The organism is Acidovorax sp. Q11 (assembly GCF_054950075.1).
Genome location: NZ_JBUDZG010000003.1, coordinates 16,205 through 41,669, shown reverse-complemented (window position 1 = coordinate 41,669; position 25,465 = coordinate 16,205). Strand labels below are relative to the sequence as shown.

General features: G+C 65.0%; 21 protein-coding genes. 11 read left to right on the top strand and 10 right to left on the bottom strand.

Features of this window, described 5'->3' with window-relative positions; translation table 11 throughout:
- Positions 1–63: 63 nt before the first annotated feature.
- The 3 genes from ACYZGB_RS03920 to dapC all read right to left on the bottom strand — a co-directional run bounded on the left by ACYZGB_RS03920 (position 64) and on the right by dapC (position 3,375).
- Positions 64–1,227: a PilT/PilU family type 4a pilus ATPase gene (locus tag ACYZGB_RS03920; RefSeq protein ID WP_462386893.1), complete on the bottom strand. Its 1,164-nt coding sequence runs from the start codon at positions 1,225–1,227 to the stop codon at positions 64–66.
- Between the two features lie 71 nt (positions 1,228–1,298).
- Positions 1,299–2,132, bottom strand: a complete 834-nt coding sequence (gene dapD, locus ACYZGB_RS03915; protein ID WP_462386891.1) for a 2,3,4,5-tetrahydropyridine-2,6-dicarboxylate N-succinyltransferase — start codon at positions 2,130–2,132, stop codon at positions 1,299–1,301.
- A gap of 37 nt (positions 2,133–2,169) precedes the next feature.
- Positions 2,170–3,375 (bottom strand): succinyldiaminopimelate transaminase, encoded by a 1,206-nt coding sequence (gene dapC, locus ACYZGB_RS03910; RefSeq protein WP_462386890.1) that lies wholly within the window; start codon positions 3,373–3,375, stop codon positions 2,170–2,172.
- 172 nt (positions 3,376–3,547) lie between these two features.
- Here dapC and ACYZGB_RS03905 point away from each other — a divergent pair, with 172 nt between their 5' ends.
- Positions 3,548–5,032, top strand: a complete 1,485-nt coding sequence (locus tag ACYZGB_RS03905) for a methyl-accepting chemotaxis protein (protein WP_462386889.1) — start codon at positions 3,548–3,550, stop codon at positions 5,030–5,032.
- 48 nt (positions 5,033–5,080) lie between these two features.
- Here the strand turns inward: ACYZGB_RS03905 and rsxB are convergent, their stop codons facing one another.
- The 3 genes from rsxB to ACYZGB_RS03890 form a co-directional block, all read right to left on the bottom strand.
- Positions 5,081–5,722: an electron transport complex subunit RsxB gene (gene rsxB / locus ACYZGB_RS03900; RefSeq protein ID WP_462387080.1), complete on the bottom strand. Its 642-nt coding sequence runs from the start codon at positions 5,720–5,722 to the stop codon at positions 5,081–5,083.
- A 38-nt stretch (positions 5,723–5,760) separates the two neighbouring features.
- Positions 5,761–7,383 (bottom strand): polyhydroxyalkanoate depolymerase, encoded by a 1,623-nt coding sequence (locus ACYZGB_RS03895; protein ID WP_462386888.1) that lies wholly within the window; start codon positions 7,381–7,383, stop codon positions 5,761–5,763.
- Positions 7,384–7,522: 139 nt separating this feature from the next.
- Positions 7,523–8,608 (bottom strand): GTP pyrophosphokinase, encoded by a 1,086-nt coding sequence (locus ACYZGB_RS03890; protein ID WP_462386887.1) that lies wholly within the window; start codon positions 8,606–8,608, stop codon positions 7,523–7,525.
- Between the two features lie 181 nt (positions 8,609–8,789).
- Between ACYZGB_RS03890 and ACYZGB_RS03885 the strand changes: the two genes are divergently transcribed.
- Together ACYZGB_RS03885 and ACYZGB_RS03880 are read left to right on the top strand one after the other, a co-directional pair.
- Entirely contained in the window at positions 8,790–9,833 is a 1,044-nt protein-coding gene (locus ACYZGB_RS03885) for a CHASE domain-containing protein (RefSeq protein ID WP_462386886.1), read from the top strand.
- On the top strand, positions 9,779–11,614 hold the full coding sequence (locus ACYZGB_RS03880; protein WP_462386885.1) for a putative bifunctional diguanylate cyclase/phosphodiesterase: 1,836 nt from the start codon (positions 9,779–9,781) through the stop codon (positions 11,612–11,614). The genes ACYZGB_RS03885 and ACYZGB_RS03880 overlap by 55 nt, the downstream gene beginning before the upstream one ends.
- 21 nt (positions 11,615–11,635) lie before the next feature.
- Here ACYZGB_RS03880 and dusA read toward each other — a convergent pair whose 3' ends face one another.
- Entirely contained in the window at positions 11,636–12,658 is a 1,023-nt protein-coding gene (dusA, locus tag ACYZGB_RS03875) for a tRNA dihydrouridine(20/20a) synthase DusA (RefSeq protein ID WP_462386884.1), read from the bottom strand.
- 334 nt (positions 12,659–12,992) lie between these two features.
- On the opposite strand from dusA, the gene ACYZGB_RS03870 reads away from it, so the two are divergent.
- Positions 12,993–13,580, top strand: a complete 588-nt coding sequence (locus tag ACYZGB_RS03870; RefSeq protein WP_462386883.1) for a lysophospholipid acyltransferase family protein — start codon at positions 12,993–12,995, stop codon at positions 13,578–13,580.
- A gap of 58 nt (positions 13,581–13,638) precedes the next feature.
- Here ACYZGB_RS03870 and ACYZGB_RS03865 read toward each other — a convergent pair whose 3' ends face one another.
- The gene (locus tag ACYZGB_RS03865; protein WP_462386882.1) at positions 13,639–14,130 is read right to left on the bottom strand and encodes an Lrp/AsnC family transcriptional regulator; all 492 of its coding nucleotides are present in this window, start codon (positions 14,128–14,130) and stop codon (positions 13,639–13,641) included.
- Between the two features lie 147 nt (positions 14,131–14,277).
- Between ACYZGB_RS03865 and ACYZGB_RS03860 the strand changes: the two genes are divergently transcribed.
- On the top strand, positions 14,278–15,393 hold the full coding sequence (locus tag ACYZGB_RS03860) for a saccharopine dehydrogenase family protein (protein ID WP_462386881.1): 1,116 nt from the start codon (positions 14,278–14,280) through the stop codon (positions 15,391–15,393).
- A gap of 111 nt (positions 15,394–15,504) precedes the next feature.
- Here the strand turns inward: ACYZGB_RS03860 and ACYZGB_RS03855 are convergent, their stop codons facing one another.
- Positions 15,505–17,361, bottom strand: a complete 1,857-nt coding sequence (locus ACYZGB_RS03855) for an AMP-dependent synthetase/ligase (RefSeq protein ID WP_462386880.1) — start codon at positions 17,359–17,361, stop codon at positions 15,505–15,507.
- 301 nt (positions 17,362–17,662) lie between these two features.
- Here ACYZGB_RS03855 and ACYZGB_RS03850 point away from each other — a divergent pair, with 301 nt between their 5' ends.
- A complete protein-coding gene (locus ACYZGB_RS03850; protein ID WP_462386879.1) occupies positions 17,663–18,880 on the top strand; it encodes a GGDEF domain-containing protein in 1,218 nt (405 codons plus the stop codon).
- 14 nt (positions 18,881–18,894) lie between these two features.
- Here ACYZGB_RS03850 and ACYZGB_RS03845 read toward each other — a convergent pair whose 3' ends face one another.
- On the bottom strand, positions 18,895–19,530 hold the full coding sequence (locus ACYZGB_RS03845) for a GntR family transcriptional regulator (RefSeq protein ID WP_462386877.1): 636 nt from the start codon (positions 19,528–19,530) through the stop codon (positions 18,895–18,897).
- Between the two features lie 142 nt (positions 19,531–19,672).
- Here ACYZGB_RS03845 and scpA point away from each other — a divergent pair, with 142 nt between their 5' ends.
- Genes scpA through ACYZGB_RS03820 form a run of 5 tightly spaced genes read left to right on the top strand, consistent with a single transcriptional unit; the run spans position 19,673 to position 25,387 of the window.
- On the top strand, positions 19,673–21,844 hold the full coding sequence (scpA, locus tag ACYZGB_RS03840) for a methylmalonyl-CoA mutase (RefSeq protein ID WP_462386875.1): 2,172 nt from the start codon (positions 19,673–19,675) through the stop codon (positions 21,842–21,844).
- 17 nt (positions 21,845–21,861) lie between these two features.
- Positions 21,862–22,332 (top strand): GNAT family N-acetyltransferase, encoded by a 471-nt coding sequence (locus tag ACYZGB_RS03835; RefSeq protein ID WP_462386874.1) that lies wholly within the window; start codon positions 21,862–21,864, stop codon positions 22,330–22,332.
- Positions 22,329–23,348 (top strand): methylmalonyl Co-A mutase-associated GTPase MeaB, encoded by a 1,020-nt coding sequence (gene meaB / locus ACYZGB_RS03830; RefSeq protein WP_462386873.1) that lies wholly within the window; start codon positions 22,329–22,331, stop codon positions 23,346–23,348. Before ACYZGB_RS03835 ends, meaB begins: the two co-directional genes overlap by 4 nt.
- A gap of 35 nt (positions 23,349–23,383) precedes the next feature.
- Positions 23,384–24,916 (top strand): acyl-CoA carboxylase subunit beta, encoded by a 1,533-nt coding sequence (locus ACYZGB_RS03825; protein ID WP_462386872.1) that lies wholly within the window; start codon positions 23,384–23,386, stop codon positions 24,914–24,916.
- Between the two features lie 18 nt (positions 24,917–24,934).
- The gene (locus tag ACYZGB_RS03820) at positions 24,935–25,387 is read left to right on the top strand and encodes a PH domain-containing protein (protein WP_462386871.1); all 453 of its coding nucleotides are present in this window, start codon (positions 24,935–24,937) and stop codon (positions 25,385–25,387) included.
- The last annotated feature ends 78 nt before the right edge of the window (positions 25,388–25,465 follow it).

Genomic DNA, 25,465 nt, shown 5'->3' with positions numbered 1-25,465 from the left:
CCCGCATCGAGGGCGTCGTCCCCCAGGGGGGAGGCGCCGCAGGCGACTCAGGGGGGAGACATTTCATGCCGCTGGTTTGACGTCCAGCACGATTTCGGTGAACGAAGGCGCGTCATCGGGTGTGTCGCGCGCTTCCTTCTGGGCCTTGGCGGCGTTGGCGGCCAGGGAAAAGTCGTTTTGCAGACGCCACATGAGGTTGGTGGGCGAGTCGGCGTAGGCCATGCCTTCCTTGCGGTCGATCTTGGCGTCCATGATTAGGTGGGCCAGGGCTTCCTCGAAGGTTTGCGAGCCCTCGGCCATGGATTTTTCCATGGCTTCCTTCACGCCCGAGAAATCGCCTTTTTCGATCAGGTCGGACACCAGCTTGGTGTTGAGCATGACCTCCACCGCCGGGGCACGGCTGCCGTCGCTGGTGCGCACCAGGCGCTGCGAAATGATGGCTTTCATGGCCGAGGCCAGGTCACCCAGCATGGTGGGGCGCACTTCCACGGGGTAGAAGCTCAGGATCCGGTTGAGCGCGTGGTAGCTGTTGTTGCCGTGCAGCGTGGCCAGGCACAGGTGGCCCGACTGGGCATAGGCAATGGCGGCGGACATGGTTTCACGGTCGCGGATTTCGCCGATCAGGATCACATCGGGCGCCTGGCGCAGCGCATTTTTCAGCGCGGTTTGCAGCGATTGCGTGTCGCTGCCGATCTCACGCTGGTTGACGATGGATTTCTTGTTCTTGAACTGGTATTCGACCGGGTCCTCGATGGTGAGGATGTGGCCGGTCATGGCCTCGTTGCGGGTGTCGATCATGGACGCCAGCGACGTGCTCTTGCCTGAGCCGGTGGCGCCCACCATGAGGATCAGGCCGCGTTTTTCCATGATGAGCTCGCGCATCACAGGCGGCAGGCCCAGGGTGTCGAACTCGGGGATCTGCTGCGAGATGAAGCGGATCACCACCGCATAGCTGCCCCGCTGGCGCATGGCGCTGATACGAAAGCGCCCCACGCCGCTGAGCGGCACGCCCATGTTCAGTTCGCCGGTTTCTTCCAGCTCTTCGATGCGGTCCGGGGGGACCACTTCGGAAAGCAGGTTGCGGGGCGCATCGGGCGGCAGGATCTGGTTGTTGATGGGCACGCACTCGCCGTTGATCTTGATCAGCGCCGGTGCGTTGGCCGACAGATAGACGTCGGAGGCCTTTTTCTCAGCCATCAGGCGAAGAATTCGTTCCATTGTGCTCATGGTGTGTCCCTCTTGTTGTCGGTCTCTGTCGGTGGGGCGAACGGCCCGGGCCGTCCGCAGGTCCCCGTCAATCAGTCGCGCAGCAGGTCGTTGATGCTGGTCTTGGAGCGTGTTTGCGCATCGACCTGCTTGACAATGATGGCGGCGTACATGCTGTAGGGCGTGCCGTTGGCGGCCGTCTTGGGCAGGTTGCCGCTCACCACCACCGAGCCCGAGGGCACGCGGCCGTAGCTGATCTCGCCGGTGGCGCGGTTGAAGATGGGGGTGCTCTGGCCCAGGTACACGCCCATGCCCAGCACGGAGTTCTCTTCGACCACCACGCCTTCAACCACCTCGGAGCGGGCACCGATGAAGCAGTTGTCTTCAATGATGGTGGGGCCGGCCTGCAGCGGCTCCAGCACGCCGCCGATGCCCACGCCACCCGAGAGGTGCACGTTGGCGCCGATCTGTGCACACGAGCCCACGGTGGCCCAGGTATCGACCATGGTGCCTTCGCCGACATAGGCGCCGATGTTCACGTACGACGGCATCAGGATCGCGCCCTTGGCGATGAAGCTGCCACGGCGGGCCACGGCGGGTGGCACCACGCGCACGCCGGTGGCTTTCATTTCTTCTTCCGTCAGGTGGGCAAACTTGGTCTGCACCTTGTCGTAAAAGCCCAGGTCACCAGCCTTCACGACTTCGTTGTCCTTCAGGCGGAAGGACAGCAGCACGGCCTTCTTGATCCACTGGTGCACGGTCCATTGGCCCACGCCTTCGCGCGTGGCCACGCGCAGCGTGCCGTTGTTCAGCTCGGCGATCACATGCTCGACGGCGTCCTGGATTTCCTTGGGGGCGGCGGCGGGCGAGAGGCTGGCGCGGTTGTCCCAGGCGTTGTCGATGATGGTTTGCAGTTGTTGGGTCATGTTGTTGTCAGTCAGTCTGTGGATCAGGATTCAGAAATCAGGCAGTGCGGGACTGGATGAACTGCACGATGCGCAGCGCGGCCTCCACGCACTCTTCGGTTTCGGCCACCAGGGCCATGCGCACGCGCTGGGCGCCGGGGTTGCTGCCCTGGGCCTCGCGGGCCAGGTAGCTGCCGGGGAGCACCGTGACATTGTATTGAGCCAGCAGGGCCCGCGCGAACTCGGCGTCGGTCATCCCCAGGGCATCAGGCACCTTGGCCCACAGGTAAAAGCCAGCGTCGGGAAGGGCTACGTCCATCACGCCTGCCAGCAGGGGGGTGACCTGGGCAAATTTCTTGCGGTAGCGCGCGCGGTTTTCCACGACATGCTGCTCGTCGCCCCAGGCGGCAATGCTGGCTGCCTGGACGATAGGGCTCATGGCGCTGCCGTGGTAGGTGCGGTAGAGCAGGAAGGACTTGATCAGTGCAGCATCGCCCGCCACAAAGCCGCTGCGCAGGCCGGGCACGTTGCTGCGCTTGGACAGGCTGGTGAAAGAGATCAGGTTCTTGAAGTCGCGCCGCCCCAGTTTTTCTGCGGCCTGCAGGCCACCGAGGGGCGGTTCGTCGCGGAAGTAGATCTCGCTGTAGCACTCGTCCGAAGCGATCACGAAGCCGTAGCGGTCGCTCAGCGCGAAGAGTTTTTGCCATTCGCTCAGGGGCATCACAGCGCCGGTGGGGTTGCCGGGCGAGCACACAAACAGCAGCTGCGTGCGCTCCCATACCGACTCGGGCACCGTGTCCCAGTTCACCGCAAAGTTGCGCGCCGGGTCGCTGGGCGCGTAGTAGGGCTGGGCGCCCGCCAGCAGTGCTGCGCCTTCGTAGATTTGGTAGAACGGATTGGGGCAGACCACCAGCGGCTGGCCTTGGGATGGATCGATGATGGTCTGGGCGAATGCAAACAGCGCTTCGCGCGAACCGTTGACGGGCAGGACCTGGGTGCCCGCATCCAGGCTGAGTGCATAGCGCTGGTTCAGCCAGCGCGTGAAGGCCTCGCGCAGCCGGGGTTCGCCTGCCGTGGCGGGGTAGCTGGCCAGTCCTTCCAGGTTGTTACTAAGTGCATCCTTGATGAACTGCGGTGTAGGATGGCGCGGCTCACCCATGCCCAGGCTGATGGGGCTGTAGGCCGCCGGGGGCGTGACCCCCGCAAAGAGTTGCCGCAGCCGCTCGAACGGGTAGGGCTGGAGGTGGGAGAGCAGGGGATTCATGGTGCGACATTATGGGCGATGGCCACTGTGCAAAGGCCTGTGCGCCAGGTGTGGCCGGGCCGTCAGGCGCCGGATCGGATGCACGGCTGTCGCCTCAAGGCCCCTGTGTCAATCCGACGTAAGAGCGGGGACATAGCATCCGCCGCTGGAAAGAACCATAACAGGAGACAAGATGTCTGGATTTCTACCACTGCGCCCCGGACTCTGGTGGATGCGCAGATGGCACCTGCCCGGCAAACTGGTGACGCTGGGGGTGTTGATGGCGGTGGTGCTGGTAGCCACCGCTGCTGCGCCGGGTTGGGGCGGGGCCGTGGGCGCGGTGGCCTTGCTGTATGGGTTGTTGGCGCTGTACCTGAGCCTGTCGTCCGACCTGGAGGGCCTGTCCCGCGCCATGGAGAAGACCACCCGAGGCGATCTCAGTACCCGTGCCGGTGTGTACGGTCAGGACGAAATAGGGGCCATGGCGCAGTCGCTGGACCAGATGGTGCTCACCCTGTCGTCCATGGTGGCCGACATCCGCAGCAATGCAGCCCTGGTCGCCCATGCAGGCCAGAGCCTGGCACAAGGCAACCGCTCGCTGGCCGACCGCACCGAGCAGCAGGCCGCCAACCTGGAGCAGACCGCCGCCAGTGTCGAGCAACTCTCGTCGGCCGTGCAGAACAACGCCCAGACCGCCCGCAGCGCCGATGCGCGGGCGGCCGATGTACGCAAGGCGGCCGACGCGGGGGCCGAGGCCATGGCCCGGGCGGTGCAGTCGGTGGAGGCCATCCAGCAGGGCGCCCGCCGCATGACCGAAATCATTGGCGTCATCGACAGCATTGCCTTTCAGACCAACATCCTCGCGCTGAATGCGGCCGTGGAGGCCGCTCGGGCGGGTGAACAAGGCAGAGGCTTTGCCGTGGTGGCGGGCGAGGTGCGCACCCTGGCCAAACGCTCGGGCGATGCAGCACGCGAGATTCGGGAGCTGATCGGCGCCTCGGTGAGCCAGGTCGAGGCCAGTGCCGGGCTGATCCGCTCGGCCGGGGACGGAATTGCCAACATGGCGGGTGGCATTCGCAGCGTGGCCGCCAGCATGACGGAAATTTCGGGCTCCAGTGCAGAGCAGAGCACGGGGCTGAGCGAGGTGAGCTCGGCCGTGCAGCAGCTGGACCAGATCACCCAGCACAACGCGCAGATGGTGGGCCATGCGGTGGCGCAGGCCGAGGCGCTGGAGCAGCGCGCCTCCACCCTGTCGCGGGCCGTGGCGGCGTTCCGGCTGCAGCAGGGCACGGCCGATGAAGCGGTGGCCTTGGTACAGAAGGCCGTGGCCCTGTTCAAAACCACTTCGCACGACCAGTTCCTGCGCAGCCTGACGGACAAGAACCAGCCGTACCATGACCGGGACATGTACGTGTTTGTGCTGGACAGCGCCGGCACCTACCGGGCGTTTGGGGGCAACCCCGCCAAGGTGGGCACCCGGGTGCAGGACATCCCCGGCATTGCGGGCGACCGGCTGGTGAGCGACATCGTGGCCCAGGCCGATAGGGCGCCGGGCTGGGTCGAGTACGACATCAACAACCCGGCCACGGGGGCGGTGCAGACCAAGATGTCCTATGTGAGCCGCGTGGGGGATTTGTACGTGGGCTGCGGGGTCTACAAGTCGCTGGCGGCCCGTTGACGGGGTGATTTTTCTCTTGTCCCCGTGGCATGGGCGAGGGGGCCCGGTTCAGCGCGGGTTTTGTTCCCTGCGCTGCCGCGCGCGCTCCATGGCGGCTGCAATGGCGGCCTTGCGGGCGTCGGCGGTACCTGTGGGGGGGCTGGCGGAGTCAGGGGCAGACTCGGCCGTCGCCTCTGCAGGTTCTTCTTCCGCATCTTCCAAAGGCATCCGCTGGCGATGCTGCTGGTAGCGCGCCCGTGCCTGCTGGGCCAGCGGGGCGGACCATGCGGCCCAGCCGGTGGCCGTGCCGCTGACAGTCTCCAGCTGGATGCAGTCTACCGGGCAGGCGGGGATGCACAGCTCGCACCCGGTGCAATAAGGCTCGATGACGGTGTGCATCCGCTTGTTGGAGCCGACGATGGCGTCTGTGGGGCAGGCCTTGATGCACAGCGTGCAGCCGATGCACCAGGCTTCGTCAATAAGAGCCAGGGAGCGTGGGCTTTCCACCCCATGTTCTGTACTCAATGGCAATGCGGCCAGGCCCGTGATGGCCGCCAGGCGCGCCACACCCTCGGCGCCACCGGGTGGGCACTGGTTGATGGCGGCCTCGCCGCTGGCTATGGCCTGCGCATAGGTGGCGCAGTCGGGGTAGCCGCAGCGTGTGCACTGCGTCTGGGGCAGCTCGGCGTCAATCCGCGCTGCAAGGTCCATCGGGGCAGCGTAGGCGGGCAGGGCTTCCGGCTGGCGGATCAAGCCTTGCGCGCCTTGCTGCTGCGGCTGGCGCTGCGCGCAGGGGCTGCCGTGACCGCCGTGGCCTTGGCCGCGCCGAGGTCGGCGGGCGCCTGCTCTGCTGCACCGGTCGGCTGTATAGCACCCTCTGTCTTGACCCAGCGTGTGGCCACGGTGGTGGCGGGCGCGGTGGTTTTGGCGGTCGCTGCTGTGCGGGCACGCGGGGCCGAAGGGGCTGCCTTGGCTGCCTGAGCCGCCTTTGCTGCGGGCTTGGGCTGAGGGGCGGCCTTGGGTTTGACGGAGGGCGCTGCAACCGCCGCAGCAGGCGTCGCTGCCTTTGCCACGGGTGCGGCAGCCAATGGAGCCGCCTGGGCGCGGGGCAGTTCGTGTTCCAGAATGAACGCGCGCACCTTGGGGTACACCAGATCGCGCCAGCGGCGGCCGCTGAAGATGCCGTAGTGGCCTGCGCCCTTGGCTTCCAGGTGGCGCTGTTCCTTGCGCACGATGCCGCTGCACAGGTCGTGGGCCGCTTCGGTCTGGCCAGAGCCGGAGATGTCGTCCAGCTCTCCTTCCACAGTGAAGAGGGCGGTGGTGGTGATGTCCTGCGGGCGCACACGCTCGATCTTGCCGGTGGGCGAGCGCACATCCCAGGTGCCGTTGACCAGCTTGTAGTCCTGGAACACGGTCTGGATGGTTTCCAGGTAGTAGTCCGCGTCCATGTCCAGCACAGCGTTGTACTCGTCGTAGAACTTGCGGTGGGCTTCGGCGCTGGCGTCGTCGCCCTTGATCAGGTCCTTGAAATAGTCGTAGTGGCTGTTTGCGTGACGATCGGGGTTCATCGCAACAAAACCCGTGTATTGCAGGAAGCCCGGGTACACGCGGCGGCCAGCGCCAGGGAACTTGTCGGGCACGCGGTAGATGACGTTGTTCTCGAACCACTCGTAGCTGCGGTTCGTGGCCAGGTTGTTCACCGAGGTGGGTGACTTGCGGGCGTCGATGGGGCCACCCATCATGGTCATGGTCAGCGGCGTCTTCTCGCCCCGGCTGGCCATCAGCGACACGGCAGCCAGCACTGGCACGGTGGGCTGGCACACGCTGATCACATGGCAGTTGCCGTACTGGCCCTGCAGGTGGCGGATGAACTCCTGCACATAGTTCACGTAGTCGTCGAGGTGGAATTCCCCCTCGGACAGTGGCACCAGGCGGGCGTTTTTCCAGTCGGTGATGTAGACCTTGTGGTCCTTGAGCATGGTGCGCACGGTGTCGCGCAGCAAGGTGGCATAGTGGCCCGACAGGGGCGCCACGATCAGCACCACAGGCTGGCCCTTGAGCTTGGTAAGCGTGGCGGGATCGTCCGAAAAGCGCTTGAAGCGGCGCAGCTCGCAAAAAGGCTTGTTGACTTCGATGCGCTCATGGATGGCGACACCGATGCCGTTCACGTCCACGGTGTGGATGTCGAACGCGGGCTTCTCGTAATCCTTGCCCAGGCGGTAGAGCAGGTCGTAACCCGCTGCCATGCGCTGGGCTGCCGAGGTCTGGCTCAAGGGCGACACCGGGTTGCTGAACAACTTGGAAGCCGCCTGCGCAAAGTCTGTAAAGGGCTCCATCAGGGAGCGCTGGGTTTCGTAAATGTGATACAGCATGGGGCGAAACTCCGATTTGTTGCAGTGCAATATAGCAGCACTTGGTAACAAGCGCATGGAGTAAAACCACCAATGCCAAGTCGCCTATGCGACATGCAGGGCCTCCGGCTGCCCGGCCTGTGGCGCCTCCCCAAACTGGTCAATGCGGCCGGGGGTCGGCGTTGTCGATCAGCCAGGCCTCGAACGCCTCGCGCGCCGAATTGCGCAGCGCCGGGCGGAACGCGGTCTTGTTGCTCAGGTACAGGCAGTGCCGTATCACCGTATAAGGGTTGAAACTGCCCTGGGGGTTCTGCTCCTCGAAGTGCTGCTTGTAGCGCTTGACCACGCCGATGGTTTCGCGCATCAGGGTGTTGAAGCGTGCGCGTGTCATGCGCGGCGACCAGGCCTGGATGTCGTCCACAAACCCATCGACCTTGGAGGGCTCGAACTCGAAGTCCTTGAAGAAATGGGTGGCGATCTTGAGGAAGGTGAAGGCGTTCAGCTCGCTGCTGCCACCCGCCGCCTTGTGCGGGGCCAACGCGTCGGCGGGGGTATCCGGCGCGGGGTCCGCGGTCTCGTCGGGAGCTTGCAGCAGCTCGGCCGCCGTGGCGTCGCGGATCTGGAGGAACTCCCGGTCGGCCAGCTCGAACAGGGCTGACAACACATTGATGCGCCGCTTGAGCTGCTGCGGGATGGATTTCTTGTACTTGATCTTGTGGTCCAGCACGCTCCAGGAGTCCTGGATGATGGTGCGCACCTGCAGCTCGAACGCCCAGTGGGCGTAGGCCGCATGTTCCGGCAGGTTGCGCTCTGCGGCGCCCAGGCGCAGGTCCAGGTGCAGGCCCTTGTAGCCAAACGATGCCTCGGTGCTCTCCACGGCCGCGACCTTGTCCGTGACGTCAATCACCGCAAAACGGGCACGCATGATCTGCGCCACCTTCTCCAACTCGTCCCCATACAGGCACACCACCCGCACCCCGATCAGGTCGGAGATGTAGCTCTGGATGTCATAGGGCGTGTTGCTTTCTTCCAGCGCCGGGCGGTACTTGCGCACAAATTTGCGGATGCACTCATCGGCATCCTTCACGCGGCCTTCCACCTTGGCGATGTCGATGCCCCCTGCCTGCGCCACCGCAGCTGCCACCAGGCTGGTGATGGCCGTGCACGCGTCCCGCAGCGCCGTGGCCTGCTGCGCGTAGTAAGTGCGGAACTGTGATTCTTCCAGGTCAAAGTCAAGTGATGCCATGTGTGGAGTGCGCAGAACGCGCCGAATTGAAAACAAACCACCGAGGAATGCCGAGTTGCTGGCGCAGGACCGGGCAAAAAACAGGGGAAAGCCTGGCGGCGCAGCGCTTGCACAAGCTGCCAAACTGCACTTGGCGGCGCTGAACACAGGCCCATAATGGTGCACGCCTTGGTGCCTTTCCATGCCCCTCTCTCACCCTCCAGTCTCTGCCGACGACGATACCACCGCCGCAGGCGTGCAGGAGGATATGTCCAGCGCCAACGCCACCACAAGGCGGCGCTGGGTGCCCCTGGTTCTGCCTCCGCTGGTGGGCATGTTTGCACTGGGTCTGTCCTATCTCTACTGGCAGGGCGAGGAAGACAATGTCCAGGCCAAGAACGCTCTGAATTTTGAGGTCGCGGCCGACCAGGTGGCCTACAACCTCAAAGACCGGATGGCCACGTATGAAGTGGTGCTGCGCGGCGTGAAAGGGTACTTCGAGGGCTCCGAGCGGATCGACCGAGAGGAGTTCAAGACCTACGTGGAGGCCCTGCAGCTGCAGGAGACCCGGCCCGGCCTGCAGGGGGTGTCTTTGATACTTCACCTGTTTGAGCCACAACTGGACCTGCACATTGCCGACATGCGTCGGCGCGGGTTTCCCCACTACAGCGTCCTCCCCGCTGGGGTGCGCACTGCATATGCCCCCATCACGCACATCGAGCCGCTGCGGGGCGACAACGTGCGCGCGCTGGGATTTGACACTCTGACCATTCCAGCCGCGCGCGAGGCGCTGGAGCGGGCTAGGGACAGTGGTGAGCTGGCGCTCAGCGCACCGCTCACCCTGTTGCAAAACGACACCTCCACAACGGCCGCGCAGCCCGGGGTGGTGATGTACCTGCCCATTTACGCCCCGCAGGCAGACACAAGCACGCAGCTGGCGCGCCGGGTGGGGCTGGTCGGCTGGGTTTCGGCCCCGTTCCGGGCGGGCGACGTCATCGCCGGAATGGGGCGTGAGCTGGACCCGGACATTGAGATCACCCTCTACGACGGCGTGGCCAAACTGGGCGGGCTGCGTCTTTACGGGCCATCGGTTGATAAGGCGCCGATGGCCCCCGGGGGCGACAGGGGGTTGCGCCCGCGCGTCAGGCGCTACGCACACTGCAAATTGGCGGGCGCATGTGGACGCTGCAGATGCAGCCCACGCCCAGCTTTTCCCTGCGCCATCGGGAGGACAGCCACTACATGATTGCAGCGGTGGGCGTGACCCTGGGCCTGCTTTTATCCTGGTTGACCTGGCTGCTGGCCACCGGGCGCGAGCGTGCCGTGGCGCTGGCGCATGGCATGACCGCCGAGCTGCGCGCCACGCGCGATGACCTGGAAAGCACGCTCAACGCCATCCCCGACCTGCTGTTCGAACTGGGGCTGGACGGCCGTATTTACCACTACCGCTCGGCGCGGTCAGACCTGTTGGCCTTGCCGCCCGAGATGTTTCTGGGGCGTTTGATGAGCGAAGTGGTGCCGCCCGAAGCCGCGGCGGGCTGCCATGCCGCGCTGGAGGCCGCACACCACACGGGATACTCGGCAGGCCACCAGTACCGGCTGGAGCTGGGCGGCACCACCCACTGGTTCGAGCTGTCCATCGCCCGCAAGGACGCCGCCATGCCCGGCGACGAAGCCCGGTTCATCGCCCTGTCGCGCGACATCACCGAGCGCAAGCGGGCCGAGGCGCGCTCGCACCAGCTGGCGTACTTCGACGGCCTTACTGGCCTGCCCAACCGACGCATGCTGCTCGACCGCATGGAGCATGCCCTGCACCGCGCCCTCAACGCCGCGCAGGTGGGAGCGGTGCTCTATATTGACCTCGACAACTTCAAGCAAATCAACGACGCGCGCGGCCACACCGTGGGCGATGCGCTGCTGATGCAGGTGGCCCAGCGCATTACGCAGCAGCTGCGCCCGGGCGACACCGTGGCCCGGCTGGGCGGCGACGAGTTTGTGGTGCTGGTGCACAACGTGGCCTCCGACATGGATTCGGCCGGGCGCGCGGCCCTGCTGGTGGCCGAGGAGATCCGTGCGGTGCTGGAGGCGCCCTACACCATTGCCACCCACCTCTACAGCACCACGGGCAGCATCGGCATCACGCTGTTCCCCAAGCGCGGCGAGGGTGTGGAAGACCTGCTGCGCGAGGCCGACACCGCCATGTACCGCGCCAAGGACCTGGGCCGCAACCGCATCCGCTTTTATGAAGCCGCCATGCAGGCCGACGTGCAGGAGCGTCTGGCGCTGGAGCAGGACCTGAAAAAGGCCCAGGCCGAAGGGCAACTGGCCGCCTTTGTGCAAAGCCAGGTGGACGCCACGGGCACTGTGGTGGGCGGAGAGCTGCTGATGCGCTGGACCCACCCTGTGCGCGGCAACGTGCCACCCAGCCGCGTCATCCCCATTGCCGAGGCCTCGGGCCTCATCCTGCGCATGGGCGACTGGATGATCCAGCAGGCCTGCGAAACCCTGGCGCGCCTGCAGGCGGCGGGGCGGGAGCTGTCGCTGTCGGTCAACGTGAGCCAGCGGCAGTTTCGGCAGGATGATTTTGTCGAGCGCGTGCGCCATGTGCTGGCCCACACCGGGGCCCATCCCGGCAACCTGATCCTGGAGGTGACGGAAAGCCTGCTCATCGAAGACCTGGACGACACCATCGCCCGCATGACCGAAATCGTGGGCCTGGGCGTGCGGTTCTCCATCGACGACTTCGGCACGGGCTATTCCAGCCTGGCGTACCTCAAGCGCCTGCCGCTGTTTGAACTCAAGATCGACAAGAGTTTTGTGCAGGACACGCCCGACGACCCGAGCGACACCGCCATCGTGCAGTCCATCCTCTCGGTGGCCAGCCATCTGAACCTGCGCGTGGTGGCCGAAGGCGTGGAAACCCGCGCTCAGGCTGATTTTCTGGTACAGAACCAGTGCGAATGCCTGCAGGGCTACCTGTTCGGCCGGCCCGAGCCGCTGGCGGTTTGGCTGGCGCGGCAGGTGTAGCGCCGCAGGCTGCGCCTGCCTCTATCCGGCCTCGGCGCCTGGCTCGGCCGGGTGCCCATAGGCAAAGGTGCCATAGGTCTCCATCGCCAGCGCATGCACCGCGCGTGCGGGCCTGTCCTTGAGCAAATGGTTGCTCCACACCTGGCGCCAGATGCGGGCGCCGGGCAGGCTGTGGCGCAGGCCCAGCATGTGGCGGGCGATGTGGGGCCAGGGCGTGCCATGCTGTGCGGCCTCGCGCTCCATGTACTCGACCATGGCCAGCTCGACCTCTTCGCGGGTCAGGGGGCAGGGGGCGTCGCTGTAGTAGAGCTGGTCCCAGCGGGCCAGCCACCAGGGGTTGTGGTACGCCTCGCGGCCAATCATCACGCCGTCCAGGTGGTCGAGCTGCTCCAGCACCACGTCATCGGTCTGGATGCCGCCGTTGATGGCAATCGTGAACTGCGGAAACTCGGCCTTGAGGCGGTGCACCACCTCGTAGCGCAGGGGCGGGACGTCGCGGTTTTCCTTTGGGGAGAGGCCCTGCAGCCAGGCGTTGCGCGCGTGCACGATGAAGACCGTGCAGCCCGCCTCGGCCACGGTGCCGATGAAGTCGCGCACAAAGCCGTAATCCTCCACCTTGTCGATGCCGATGCGGTGCTTGACGGTGACGGGCACGCTGACCACGTCCCTCATGGCCTTCACGCAGTCGGCCACCAGCTGGGGCGCTTTCATGAGGCTCGCGCCAAAGGCGCCGCGTTGCACCCGGTCGCTGGGGCAGCCGCAGTTGAGGTTGATCTCGTCATAGCCCCATTGCTCACCCAGCCGCGCGGCCTGGGCCAGCTTGTCGGGCTCGTTGCCGCCCAGCTGCAAGGCCACGGGGTGTTCTTCGGCGTTGAAGCGCAGGTGCCGCTCGGTGCCGCCATGGATGATGGCGCCCGCGTTCACCATCTCGGTGTACAGCAGGGTCTGGCGGGTCAGCAGCCGGTGAAAGTAACGGCAGTGGCGGTCGGTCCAGTCCATCATGGGGGCGATGGACATGCGCCAGGGGCTCAGGGTGGGTTCCACGGGAAAAAAACGGAAGGCGGGGAGGGGCTGTAGAGGTCCGCAGCGAGGCCGCTGAGGTCGGATTGGCCGCGATTATCCCATTGCGCTCCCGTCCGGCGCCAGCGTGTGGCTTTGCTCCAAATCGGTCTCTACCGCAAATCTGTTGTGCCCAAGGTGCTATCAAAATGAGAGTTTTCATTCCCCTGAATGGCCACTGCCCCGGGTGCGCATTGCCTTGCATCAAGGCGGGGCATGGGGGCCATCGGCGACAATTGCGGCGCTTTTGATGCCTGCGCGGCGCCCGGCGCAGCGCCTGGGCCCCGCCTGTGGGCCTTGTTTCGTCACCCGCCCTCCCATGCACCACACCATTTTTGACACGCCGGTTGTCAACACGCTCCTGCGCGCTTTTTCCCGCTTCACCCTGCGCATCACCGGCTGGAAGGTCGAAGGCGCCTTGCCCGCCCATGCCGCCAAAAGCGTGCTGATCGCCGCGCCCCACACCAGCAACTGGGACCTGCCGTACACATTGATGCTGGCGTTCTCGCTGCGCCTGCGGGTGTATTGGATGGGCAAACACAGCCTGTTCAAGGCGCCGTTTGGCGGGGTGATGCGCTGGCTGGGCGGCATCCCGGTGGACCGAAGCCAGGCCAACAACCTGGTCGCCAGCTCGGCCCAGGCCATGCGGGATGCAGAAGGCCCCATGCAGCTCATCGTGCCGCCCGAGGGCACGCGCGGCAAAACGCGGCATTGGAAGACAGGCTTTTATTTCATCGCCCAGCAGGCGGGCGTGCCCATCGTGCTGGCCTTTGTGGACTACGGCCGCAAGGTCGGCGGCCTGGGCCCGGTGTTCGAGCCCACGGGCGACGTGGAGCGCGACATGGCGGCCATCAAGGCGTTTTATGCGCCCATCCAGGGCAAGAACCCGACGCAGTTTGAGGCCTGAGCCGGAAAATTCCAGTAAAAAATGGATTTTTCGCTCATCCAGTATGCGTTTTAAGCTATCAAAATAGTAGTAAAGCACCCACGCTGCGACGGTCGATCTTGCGGCTGAGCACGATGCTGGTCTGCGTCTGGTGCACCCCGTCGAGCTGGCCCACGCGGTCAAGCAGGGTGTCGAGCTGCTCGTGGCTTGTGCAGCGCAAGAACACCAGGTAGTCAAACGGCCCGCTCACGGCCGACACTTCTTCGACCTCGGCCATCGCCTCCAGCGCACGCAGCACAGCGGGCGCGGCCTTGGGCAGCACGCTGATGCTGCACCAGGCCCGCACCGTAGTGGCATCAAGCCGCGCCCCCAGCCGCACACCGTAACCCGCCACCACGCCCGAACGCTCCAGCCGCGCAATGCGTGCCACCACGGTGGTGCGCGCCAGCCCCAGCTTGCGGGCGAGCTGCGCCGTGCCTTCGCGCGCGTTGGCCTGCAGCAGGCTCAGCAACTGGCGGTCGGTGGCGTCCAGCGTGGGCGCGGAGGTGGAGGTGGTGGGCTTAAAAGTCATAGCGGCCATGATATTCGCCGCTATGACGTTACTGAAGCAATTTTTCGACGCTCTGGTAGCTACACATTGACAGTGCCCTTGCCTAGCATCAAGGCATCTTTCACCACCGCTGCGGCCCGGCCGCCAGCACACACCAGGAGCACTGCCATGACCGCCACTTCCACACGCCACGCCATCACCATCCTGGGTGCCGGCCACATTGGCTTTGCCATGGCGCTCTTGTTGCAGCAGGCCGGTGACTACGAGATCCTGGTGGCCGACCGCGACCCGGCCCGCCTGGCCGAGGTGGCGGCTTTGGGCGTGGCGACCCGCCTGGTGGGCGACGACACCAGCCTGCAAGCCGCCATCGGCGGACGTTTTGCTGTGCTCAATGCGCTGCCGTTCCATCGCGCAGTCCCCGTGGCGACCTTGTGTGCTGCAGCAGGCGTGCACTACTTCGACCTGACAGAAGACGTGGCCAGCACCCAGGCCATCCGCGCACTGGCCACCAACGCCCGCAGCGTGCTCATGCCCCAGTGTGGGCTGGCGCCGGGTTTCATCGGCATCGTGGGCAACGACCTGGCCCGGCGTTTCGACACCCTGCACACCCTGCGCATGCGCGTGGGCGCGCTGCCCCGCTACCCCCAGGGTGCCCTGCGCTACAACCTGACCTGGAGCACCGAAGGCCTCATCAACGAATACTGCAACCCCTGCGAGGCCATTGTGGACCGCGTGCGCACCACGGTGCCAGCGCTGGAAGGGCTGGAGACCTTTGCGCTCGATGGTGTGGAATACGAAGCCTTCAACACCTCGGGCGGCCTGGGCACGCTCACCGAGACGCTGGCGGGCCGGGCGCGGCAGGTGGACTACCAGTCCATCCGCTACCCGGGGCACAACGCCATCCTGAAACTGCTGCTCAACGACCTGCGCCTGCGCGACCGGCGCGACCTGCTCAAGGACATCCTGGAGAGCGCCATCCCCACCACCGACCAGGACGTGATCGTGATCTTTGCCACCGCAGCAGGCCAACGCGGCGGGCGGCTGGTGCAGGAGTCGTACTCGGCCCGCATCGTGGGCACCGAGCTGGCAGGGCACCGGCTCAGCGCGATCCAGCTCACCACGGCGGCGGGCATCTGCACGGCACTCGACCTTGTGGCCCAAGGGCAGCTGCCGCAGCAGGGTTTTGTGGGGCAGGAGGCGGTGCGGCTGGCGGATTTTCTGGCGAACCGGTTTGGGGTGGCGTATGCGGGGGAGGGGGCGCAGGCGCTGGAAAAAATCGCATGAAGCCGATTAGCCATATGAATTCAAAAACTGCAATTCCTACGGCCATGGGGCATTTTTCGTCTCAAAACCGCTGCAGGAGTGCTGCTGGCCTGACGCGGTGCTGCCAGACGCTCAGCGCCCGCCCGGCTTCTGGTACATCCCCTCGATCGCGTCCGCAAAGTGCGCCATCAGGTTGTTGCGCTTGAGTTTGAGCGTGGGCGTCATGAAGGTGTTTTCAATGGTCCACGGCCCCAGGGTGCAGTGCACGGCGCGTGGCACGGCATAGCGGGCGAAGCTGGCGGTGTTCTTCTCGATGCGCGCCAGCACCGCGCGGTGCACGCTGGGGTGGTTCAGGCTAGCCGCATCCTGCGCAGGCAGGCCCAGGTCGGCCGCCAGGCGCTGCCACTCATCGGCCTTGAGCACGGCCACGCAAGCGATGAAGGGGCGGTTCTCGCCCACCACAAAAGTCTGCTCCAGCAGCGGGTCGGCCAGCATGGCCAGTTCCAGGTCGCCCGGGGGCACCTTTTCGCCGGTGGAGGTGACGATGATCTCCTTGATGCGGCCCTTGATGTAGATACGGCCGTTCACGATCTCGGCCTGGTCGCCGGTGCCCAGCCAGCCGTCGGGGCTCAGGATGCGCGCGGTGTCTTCCGGCCGCTTCCAGTAGCCCTTCATCACGATGGGGCCGCGCACCTGCAGTTCGCGGTTTTCGCCAATGCGCACCTCTACACCGGGCAGGGCCTTGCCCACGCAGGCAGGATCGTTGTCGTCCAGCGAGTTCACCGACACCACAGGCGCAGTCTCGGTCATGCCGTAGCCCTGCACGAGCGGCAGGCCCAGGCCCAGAAAACACTTGGCAATGGTGGGCGACAGCGGCGCGCCGCCGCTCACCGCCACCCGCACACGGCCGCCAAACTGGGCCAGCAAAGGCTTGGCCACCAGCGCCTGCAGCAGGGGCCAGGGCAGGGCGGCCATCCAGCCTGCGGCCTGGCCTTCGCTGGCTGCCGGGGCGGGCAGGCCTTGGGCGGCACAAAAGCGGGCCCACCCCTTGTTTTGCGCGGCCTCATACAGCTGCATCTTCCAGGGCGTGGGCGAGAGTTTTTCGAGCAGCTTGGCGTGGATGCGCTCGTAAATGCGGGGCACAGACACCAGCACGGTGGGTCGCACGGTCTTCAGGTCCTCGGCCAGTTGCGCCACCGAGCGCGCATAGGCCACGCAGCTGCCCGCCGCAATCGGCAGGTAGTAGCCGCCTGTGCGCTCGAACGTGTGCGACAGCGGCAGGAACGACAGGAACACGTCGTCCACTGTGGGGGCGATGCGGTCGAGCACCGCCTTCACATCGCTGACCACGTTGCGGTGCGTGAGCATCACGCCCTTGGGCTTGCCCGTGGTGCCCGAGGTGTAGACGATGGCCGCCAGGTCGTCTGCCCCCGGAGGTGTGGGGGCCGCTGCTGCCCCGGCCCCCGCCAGCCACTGCGCCAGCGAGCCCACGGCGGGGCCATCGACCGAAGCGGCGGTGGGCGCGAAGGTTGAAGTGTCGTCATCGGTGATCACCACCGCCCGCAGGGCCGGGAACGGCGTGCCCACGGCGCGGATCTTTTCCCACTGCTCGGCCTGGCCCACGATGAGCATCGAGGCCTCGCAGTCCGCCAGGATGTAGGCAATGCTGCCGGGGTTGTCGATGGCGTGCAGGGGCACCGGCACGCAGCCCGTGGCCAGTGTGGCCTGGTCGGCGCACATGGCGTGCAGGCCGTTGGGTAGCAGGATGGCCACGCGGGCGGCCGGGGGCAGCTGCAGGGCCGCCAGAGCCTGGGTCCAGGTAGCGATGCGATCTGCAGCCTGCGCCCAGTTCAGGCTTTGCCAGGACTGGCTGGCCGTGTCGTAGGCGCGGAAGGCCTCGGCCTGGGGCGTCTGACCCACCCGGAAAGCCAGCAGTTGGGGCAGTGTCTGAACGTCGGAAATTCGGGTGGGGGTCGTGGCGGAGGTCATCTGGCTGGCGAAAGGGGCCCGCAGCGGGGCTTTCAGTCGGGCGCGCGCTCGTTCTGGAGCGCGTTGCCGGGAGAATGTGGCCCGGATCAGGGCAAACCCGAGGATCATAGCCAGCGCAGGTGCCTGGGGCGCCATCCGGTGGCCTGCTTTGTGAGAAATGGTGCATTCCGAAAGATGGAATGCCGAGGCGGGCACTTCGGGTGGCTGCCACATGGCTCGCCGAAGGCTGCCGGCGCCATGGGCACCGTGGGCACAATGGGCGCCATTCCACAGCCACGCGAACGCCGCACCTGCAACACCCATGGACCCCGTCACCATCTTTTTCATTGCCACACTCATGATGCTGGCAAACGGTGGCGTTCTTGGGCTGATGCACAAGGATCTGCCTTTGCCCATGCGGCCTGCTGCGGCCAGCTGGCGCATTGCCACGCTGCTGTTTGCAGGGGGCTCCATCCTGTTTGCCGCGCAGGGGCTCAACCCGCCTGCCTATACCTTGGCCCTGGCCAATGCGCTTGTGATGTTCGGGTTTACCGGGTATCTGCGCGCTTTGCGGCAGTTCTACGGACTCAAAGACCAGCTGTGGGTCATGGTGCCTGCGGTGCTGGGTACAGCGGCCGTCTTCTGGCTGACCCTGGGCGCGGCCGATGTCGGGGGGCGCATCCTGACGGTGTCGGTGGTCTGGTCGGTGCTGATGGTGGCCTGCATTGTGGTGCTGGTTTCACAGGAGCGCCGCGACGGTGCCCGCAGTCGGCGCGTGATGGCGGGCCTGTTCACAGCCGTCGCCTTGTTTGTGCTGTTTCGCGCGGGCTATTTTGTGGTGATCGGGGTGAATCCGGCCTTTAATGTGCTGGGGGCGGGCGCCTGGATGAACATTGCCACCCCCATGGTGGCCGCCACTTTGCCCGTGATCGGCACCACCGCGTTCTTGTTGATGTGCTCTGAGCGCATCCGCCGACAGTGGGAGCGCGCGGCCTCCACCGACTACCTGACCGGCCTGCCTAACCGCCGCACGCTGGTGGAGATGGGGCTGAAGCGTTTCGAGCAGGCCCGCACCAGCGCGGCGTCCGGTGGTTTTGGACTGGCGATTGTGGACATTGACCACTTCAAACGCATCAACGACGAGCATGGCCACGAGATGGGCGATGTGGCCCTCAAGCATGTGGCAGGGCGGCTGCAGTCGGCCTGTCGGGGGGCCGAGTTGCCAGCACGGCAAGGTGGGGAGGAGTTTGTGGTGCTGTTCGACAACCTGCAGCTGCATGACGCTCAGGCCGCTGGCGAGCGGTTGCGCCAGGCAGTCGCCCAGACGCCGTTCACGGCGGGTGACCTGGTGTTGCCGTTGACGGTGTCGATCGGCCTGGCGGTGCTTCGTACCGACGACACCCACTTCGACAGCTTGCTGCGCCGCGCGGATGAGGCGCTTTATGCGGCCAAGGCGGCCGGGCGCAACCGGGTTGAGATCGCTTCTGAGAGGGCGATGGAGTCGAGTTCCACGGGATCTGGCGTCGGGCTAGCGGCCTGATCCGGTACTGAGAATCAGGTCGCCGCTTCCAGCCCCTGCGCAAAATGCGCCTGCATGGCCTTCACCGTGCCCTTGGCATCGCGCGCCACCATGGCGGCCAGGATGGCGCGGTGTTCGCCCAGCGAATCTTCGATGCGCCCCTGCTTGAACAACGAGTTGTGCCGGTTGAGCTTCATGACCTTGCGCAGGTCGGCCACCATCTGGCTGCGCCAGCGGTTGTCGGCCATCTCCAGCAAGCACATGTGAAAGCGTTCGTTGACGGCGAAGAATTTTTCGCGATCAGCCACGGCGGCTTCCAGCTCGGCGTGCAAGTCTTGCAGCGTCTTTAGCTGCGTGTCGGTTGCGCGTTCGGCCACCACGCCTGCGGCGTCGCTCTCCAGCAGGCTGAGCAGGTGGTACACGTCGCGCAGGTCTTTTTCGCTCATCTCCGTCACATAGGCGCCACGGCGCACCTTCATCGTGACCAGGCCTTCGGCGGCCAGCACCTTGAGCGCCTCGCGCAGGGGGGTGCGGCTGATGCCGAATTCTTCGGCAATCTTCAATTCGTCAATCCAGCTGCCGGGCTCCAGCTCGCGGCGGAAGATGCGCTGGCGCAATTGCTCGGCGACTTCTTCGTACAGGGCGCGGGGCGTGAGGGTGAGGGCAGACATGGGCGGATTGTAAGCTGCGAGGAATATTTTGAATCAATAATTATGAATGATGTAAACTCGCCGCCACATCACAGCACCCGTGCGGTTACCGCCTGTGCGCTGTGTTGGACGCCCCCATGCCATCTTCGGAGTAGCTTTCGCCATGAGTGACAAACCCACCAACAACGCCCCTGAGTTCACAGCCGCATCGCTGGAGGCCTGGGCCAAGGCTGCCGCCAAGTCCGCGCCGGGTGGCGATGTGAGCGCGCTGAACTGGGTGACGCCCGACGGCATCACCGTCAAGCCGCTGTACACAGCCGAAGACACGGCCAGCCTGCCGTACGCCAACACCTTGCCTGGTTTCGAGCCCTACCTGCGCGGCCCCCAGGCCACGATGTACGCGGTGCGGCCCTGGACGATTCGCCAATACGCTGGCTTTTCGACTGCGGAAGAGTCCAACGCGTTCTACCGCAAGGCCCTGGCTGCAGGTGGGCAGGGTGTGTCGGTGGCTTTTGACCTGGCCACCCACCGGGGTTATGACAGCGACCACCCCCGCGTGACCGGCGATGTAGGCAAGGCGGGGGTGGCGATCGATTCGGTCGAGGACATGAAGATCCTGTTCGACCAGATCCCGCTCGACAAGGTCAGCGTGTCGATGACCATGAACGGCGCGGTGCTGCCCGTGCTGGCAGGCTATGTGGTGGCGGCTGAAGAGCAGGGCGTCTCGCAAGACAAGCTCAGCGGAACCATTCAGAACGACATTCTGAAAGAGTTCATGGTGCGCAACACCTACATCTACCCGCCCAAGCCCTCGATGCGCATCATCGGCGACATCATTGGCTACACGGCCAAGAACATGCCCAAGTTCAACTCGATCTCGATCTCGGGGTACCACATGCAGGAAGCCGGGGCCAACCAGGCGCTCGAACTCGCTTTCACGCTGGCTGATGGCAAGGAATACGTGAAGACCGCCATGGCCTCGGGCCTGGACGTGGACGAGTTCGCCGGACGTCTGAGCTTCTTCTGGGCCATCGGCATGAACTTCTACCTCGAAGTCGCCAAGATGCGCGCGGCGCGTCTGCTGTGGTGTCGCATCATGAAGGAGACTGGCGCCAAGAACCCCAAGAGCCTGATGCTGCGCACACATTGCCAGACCTCGGGCTGGTCGCTCACCGAGCAAGACCCGTACAACAACGTGGTGCGCACCACCATCGAGGCCATGGCGGCCGTGTTTGGCGGCACGCAATCCCTGCACACCAACGCGCTGGACGAAGCCATCGCGCTGCCCACCGAGTTTTCCGCCCGGATCGCGCGCAACACGCAGCTCATCATCCAGGAAGAGACCCACATCACCAACGTGATTGACCCCTGGGCCGGCAGCTACATGATGGAGAAGCTGACGCAAGACATGATGGATGCCGCCTGGAAGATCATTGAAGAGGTCGAGGCCATGGGCGGCATGACCCAGGCCGTGGACAGCGGCTGGGCCAAGCTCAAGATCGAGGCCGCTGCGGCTGAAAAGCAGGCGCGCATCGACAGCGGCAAGGATGTGATCGTGGGCGTCAACAAATACAAACTGGCCAAGGAAGACCCGGTCGACATCCTGCAGATCGACAACATGAAGGTGCGCGACGGCCAGATTGAGCGCCTCAAGAATATTCGAGAAAAACGCGACTCTGCGCGCGTCCAGCAAGCCTTGGATGCTCTCACTTCTGCAGCAGAAAGCGGCGAAGGCAACCTGCTGGACCTGTCGATCAAAGCCGTGCGCCTGCGCGCCACGGTGGGCGAGGTGTCGGACGCTCTGGAGAAGGTTTTTGGGCGCCACCGCGCCGATACACAAAAGGTGACCGGTGTGTACGCAGCAGCCTATGACTCGGCCGAAGGCTGGGACAAACTCAAGACCGAAATCAACGCCTTTGCCGAAGAACAAGGCCGCCGCCCGCGGGTGATGATTGCCAAGCTGGGCCAGGATGGGCACGACCGGGGCGCCAAGGTGGTGGCCACTGCATTTGCCGACTTGGGCTTTGACGTGGACATGGGCCCGCTGTTCCAGACCCCCGAGGAGTGCGCGCGCCAGGCGATTGAAAACGACGTGCACGCGGTGGGCGTAAGCACCCTGGCCGCAGGCCACAAGACGCTGGTGCCCGCCATCATCCAGTCGCTCAAGGACCAGGGCGCCGACGACATCATCGTGTTTGTGGGCGGGGTGATCCCGGCGCAGGACTATGAGCACCTGTACGAAGCGGGCGTGAAGGGCGTGTATGGCCCTGGAACACCGATTCCGGCCAGCGCCAAGGATGTGCTGGAACAGATTCGCAAGGCTGTGGCTGCGTGAGTCTGGTGGAGTCGTCCATGTTGAGCTTGGGCAGCGTCGCCGCCGGGGACTTCGAGCCCATGGCCGATCTTCGCGCCGAAGCCCTGCGCGAAAGCCTGGAGCGCCTGGGCCGTTTTGACCCGGTGCGCGTGCGGGAGCGCTTGCGCTGCGCGTTCGAGCCTGCGTGCATGCGGCACATCCTCATCAGTGGCGAGCGTGTGGGCTACCTCACGCTCATTCCGCACGCAGGATCAAACAGCCTGCGCTTGCATCACCTCTACATCCACCCGGCTTCTCAGGGGCAGGGTGTGGGCGCCTGGGCGCTGGAATGGGTCAAGGCACAGGGTCGGGCTGCGGGCCAGGACATCACGCTGGGTGCGCTGCGCGGCAGCGACGCCAACCGCTTTTACTTGCGCCATGGCTTCCGGCTGGTGGAAGAGCAGGAGTTCGATCTGGAGTACCGCTGGAGCCCGGGGTTCGATGCACGCACGGCGGAGGTTGCACCATGAACCTCTACCAAGGAGTGGTGGGCCAACCCGGCCCCCTTCAACGCCGTGCCATGTCCAAAGCCATCACACTGCTCGAATCGACACGCGCAGACCATCGCGCGCAGGCCGATGAGCTGCTCACCCAACTGCTCCCCCACACCGGAAAGTCCTTCCGCCTCGGCATCAGCGGTGTACCCGGCGTGGGCAAATCCACCTTCATCGAAGCCTTGGGCCTTTACCTGATCGGCCAGAGCCACCGCGTGGCCGTGCTCACCATCGACCCCTCCAGCACCGTCTCGGGCGGATCCATCCTGGGCGACAAGACGCGCATGGAACACCTGTCGGTGCACGAAAAAGCCTACATCCGCCCCAGCCCGTCGAGCGGCACGCTGGGCGGAGTCGCAGAGAAGACCCGCGAGGCCATGCTGGTCTGCGAGGCGGCGGGTTACGACGTGGTCATCGTCGAAACCGTGGGCGTGGGCCAGAGCGAGATTGCGGTGGCAGGCATGACGGACATGTTTGTGCTCATGCAGCTGCCCAACGCGGGCGACGACCTGCAGGCCATCAAGAAGGGCGTGATGGAGATAGCGGACCTGGTGGTCATCAACAAGGCCGACATCGACAAGAACGCCGCAACACGGGCCGAGGCGCAGATCACATCGAGCCTGCGCCTCTTGAGTCAGCACGGCAACCCGGAAAACGCGCACCACGACGAAACGCTGTGGCACCCGAAAGTAGTGCAAATCAGCGCGCTGCTGGGGCAGGGCGTGGGCAGCTTCTGGGCTGCCGTCACGCAGTTCCGCCAGCTGCAAACCGCCAACGGCCGCCTAGCCACGCGGCGCGAGAAGCAGGCGCTGGCGTGGATGTGGGAGCGCATCGACGCAGGGCTCAAGCTCGCGTTTCGCCAGCACCTGCAGGTGCGCGAGCTGCTGCCTCAGATGCAGGCCGATGTGGCCGCCGGGCGTATTGCGGCATCGACTGCAGCAAGAAATCTACTGCTAGCGCACACCCATTCAGCGCAAGCAGCTATCAAATAAATAGTAGACACCAACCCATTCACCAAAGGACGACCATGCAAGACATCCTGGATCAACTGGAGAAAAAGCGTGCGCTGGCACGCCTGGGCGGCGGGCAAAAGCGCATTGATGCGCAGCACGCCAAGGGCAAGCTCACGGCGCGCGAGCGCATTGAGCTGCTGCTGGACGACGGTACGTTCGAGGAATGGGACATGTTTGTCGAGCACCGCTGCACCGACTTTGGCATGGAGGACAACAAGATCCCCGGCGACGGTGTGGTGACGGGCTACGGCATGATCAACGGCCGCCTGGTGTTCGTGTTCAGCCAGGACTTCACGGTGTTCGGCGGCGCACTCAGCGAAACCCATGCCGAGAAGATCTGCAAGGTGATGGACCAGGCCATGAAGGTCGGCGCACCGGTCATCGGCCTCAACGACTCGGGCGGCGCCCGCATCCAGGAAGGCGTGGCGTCCCTCGGCGGCTATGCCGATGTGTTCCAGAAGAACGTGCTGGCCAGCGGCGTGATTCCGCAGATCAGCATGATCATGGGCCCGAGCGCCGGTGGCGCCGTGTACTCGCCCGCCATGACGGACTTCATCTTCATGGTGAAAGACAGCTCGTACATGTTCGTCACCGGCCCCGAGGTCGTGAAGACCGTGACGCACGAAGAAGTCACCGCCGAGGAACTGGGCGGCGCCGTGACCCACACCACCAAGAGCGGTGTGGCCGACATGGCGTTTGAGAACGACGTGGAGGCGCTGATGATGCTGCGCCGCCTGTACAACTACCTGCCGCTCAATAACCGTGAGAAGGCTCCTGTTCGTCCCAGCAACGACCCGGCCGACCGCATGGACCTGAGCCTGGACACCCTGGTGCCCGAGAACCCCAACAAGCCCTACGACATGAAGGAGCTGATCCTCAAGACGGTGGACGACGGGGATTTCTTCGAGCTGCAGCCCGAATACGCCAAGAACATCCTCATCGGCTTTGCCCGCATGGAAGGCCAGACCGTGGGCATCGTGGCCAACCAGCCGCTGGTGCTGGCGGGCTGCCTGGACATCAAGAGTTCCATCAAGGCCGCGCGTTTTGTGCGCTTCTGCGACGCGTTCAACATCCCGGTGGTCACGTTTGTGGACGTGCCCGGCTTCATGCCCGGCACCAGCCAGGAGTACGGCGGCATCATCAAACACGGAGCCAAGCTGCTGTACGCATATGCCGAGTGCACCGTGCCCAAGATCACCGTCATCACCCGCAAGGCCTACGGCGGTGCGTACGACGTGATGAGCTCCAAGCACCTGCGCGGCGACGTGAACCTGGCCTGGCCCAACGCCGAGATCGCGGTGATGGGCGCCAAGGGCGCGGTGGAAATCATCTTCCGCGAAGACAAGAACGACCCGGTGAAGCTGGCCGCGCGTGAGGCCGAATACAAGGAACGCTTTGCCAACCCGTTTGTGGCGGGGGCACGGGGGTTTATTGACGATGTGATCCTGCCGCATGAGACGCGCAAGCGCATTTGCCGGTCGCTGGTGATGCTGCGCGATAAGAAGCTGGAAAACCCGTGGCGCAAGCACGGGAACATTCCTCTCTGATCGCAGAGCGAAAGCGCCATGACTTTCGTGTTGCCAGTGCCACGCGCATTCTTTGTGTCCAAGGTGGATGCCTGGATCTCGGGCATTGCCGTGGCTGCGGGTTTCACGTGCTTGAGCATTGCGGCCCCGATGGTGCTGTTCTCCACGTCCACCGCTGAGATGGCAGTGCTGGCCGGCGTCGTCCTGGTGACGCTGGTGCTACCGATCTGGCTGCTGCTGGCTACGAACTACACCGTGACGGGCGAGGAGCTGCGCATCCGCAGCGGCCCGTTTCGCTGGCGTATCGCCTTGAGCGAGGTGCGGGAGGTCTCGCCGTCTCGCAGCTGGCTGTCATCGCCCGCGCTGTCGCTGGACCGCATTCGTGTTCAGTACGGCACTGCTCGCAGTGTGCTTGTGTCGCCGCGTGAGAAACAACGGTTTGTGGACTGCCTGCGCGAACGCTGCCCCGCAGCCCACATCACTGGTTTTTGAATTCCGTTTCGAGGAACTTGTTATGTTCACCAAAATCCTGATCGCCAACCGTGGCGAATACGGCCGCGCAGCGGACGT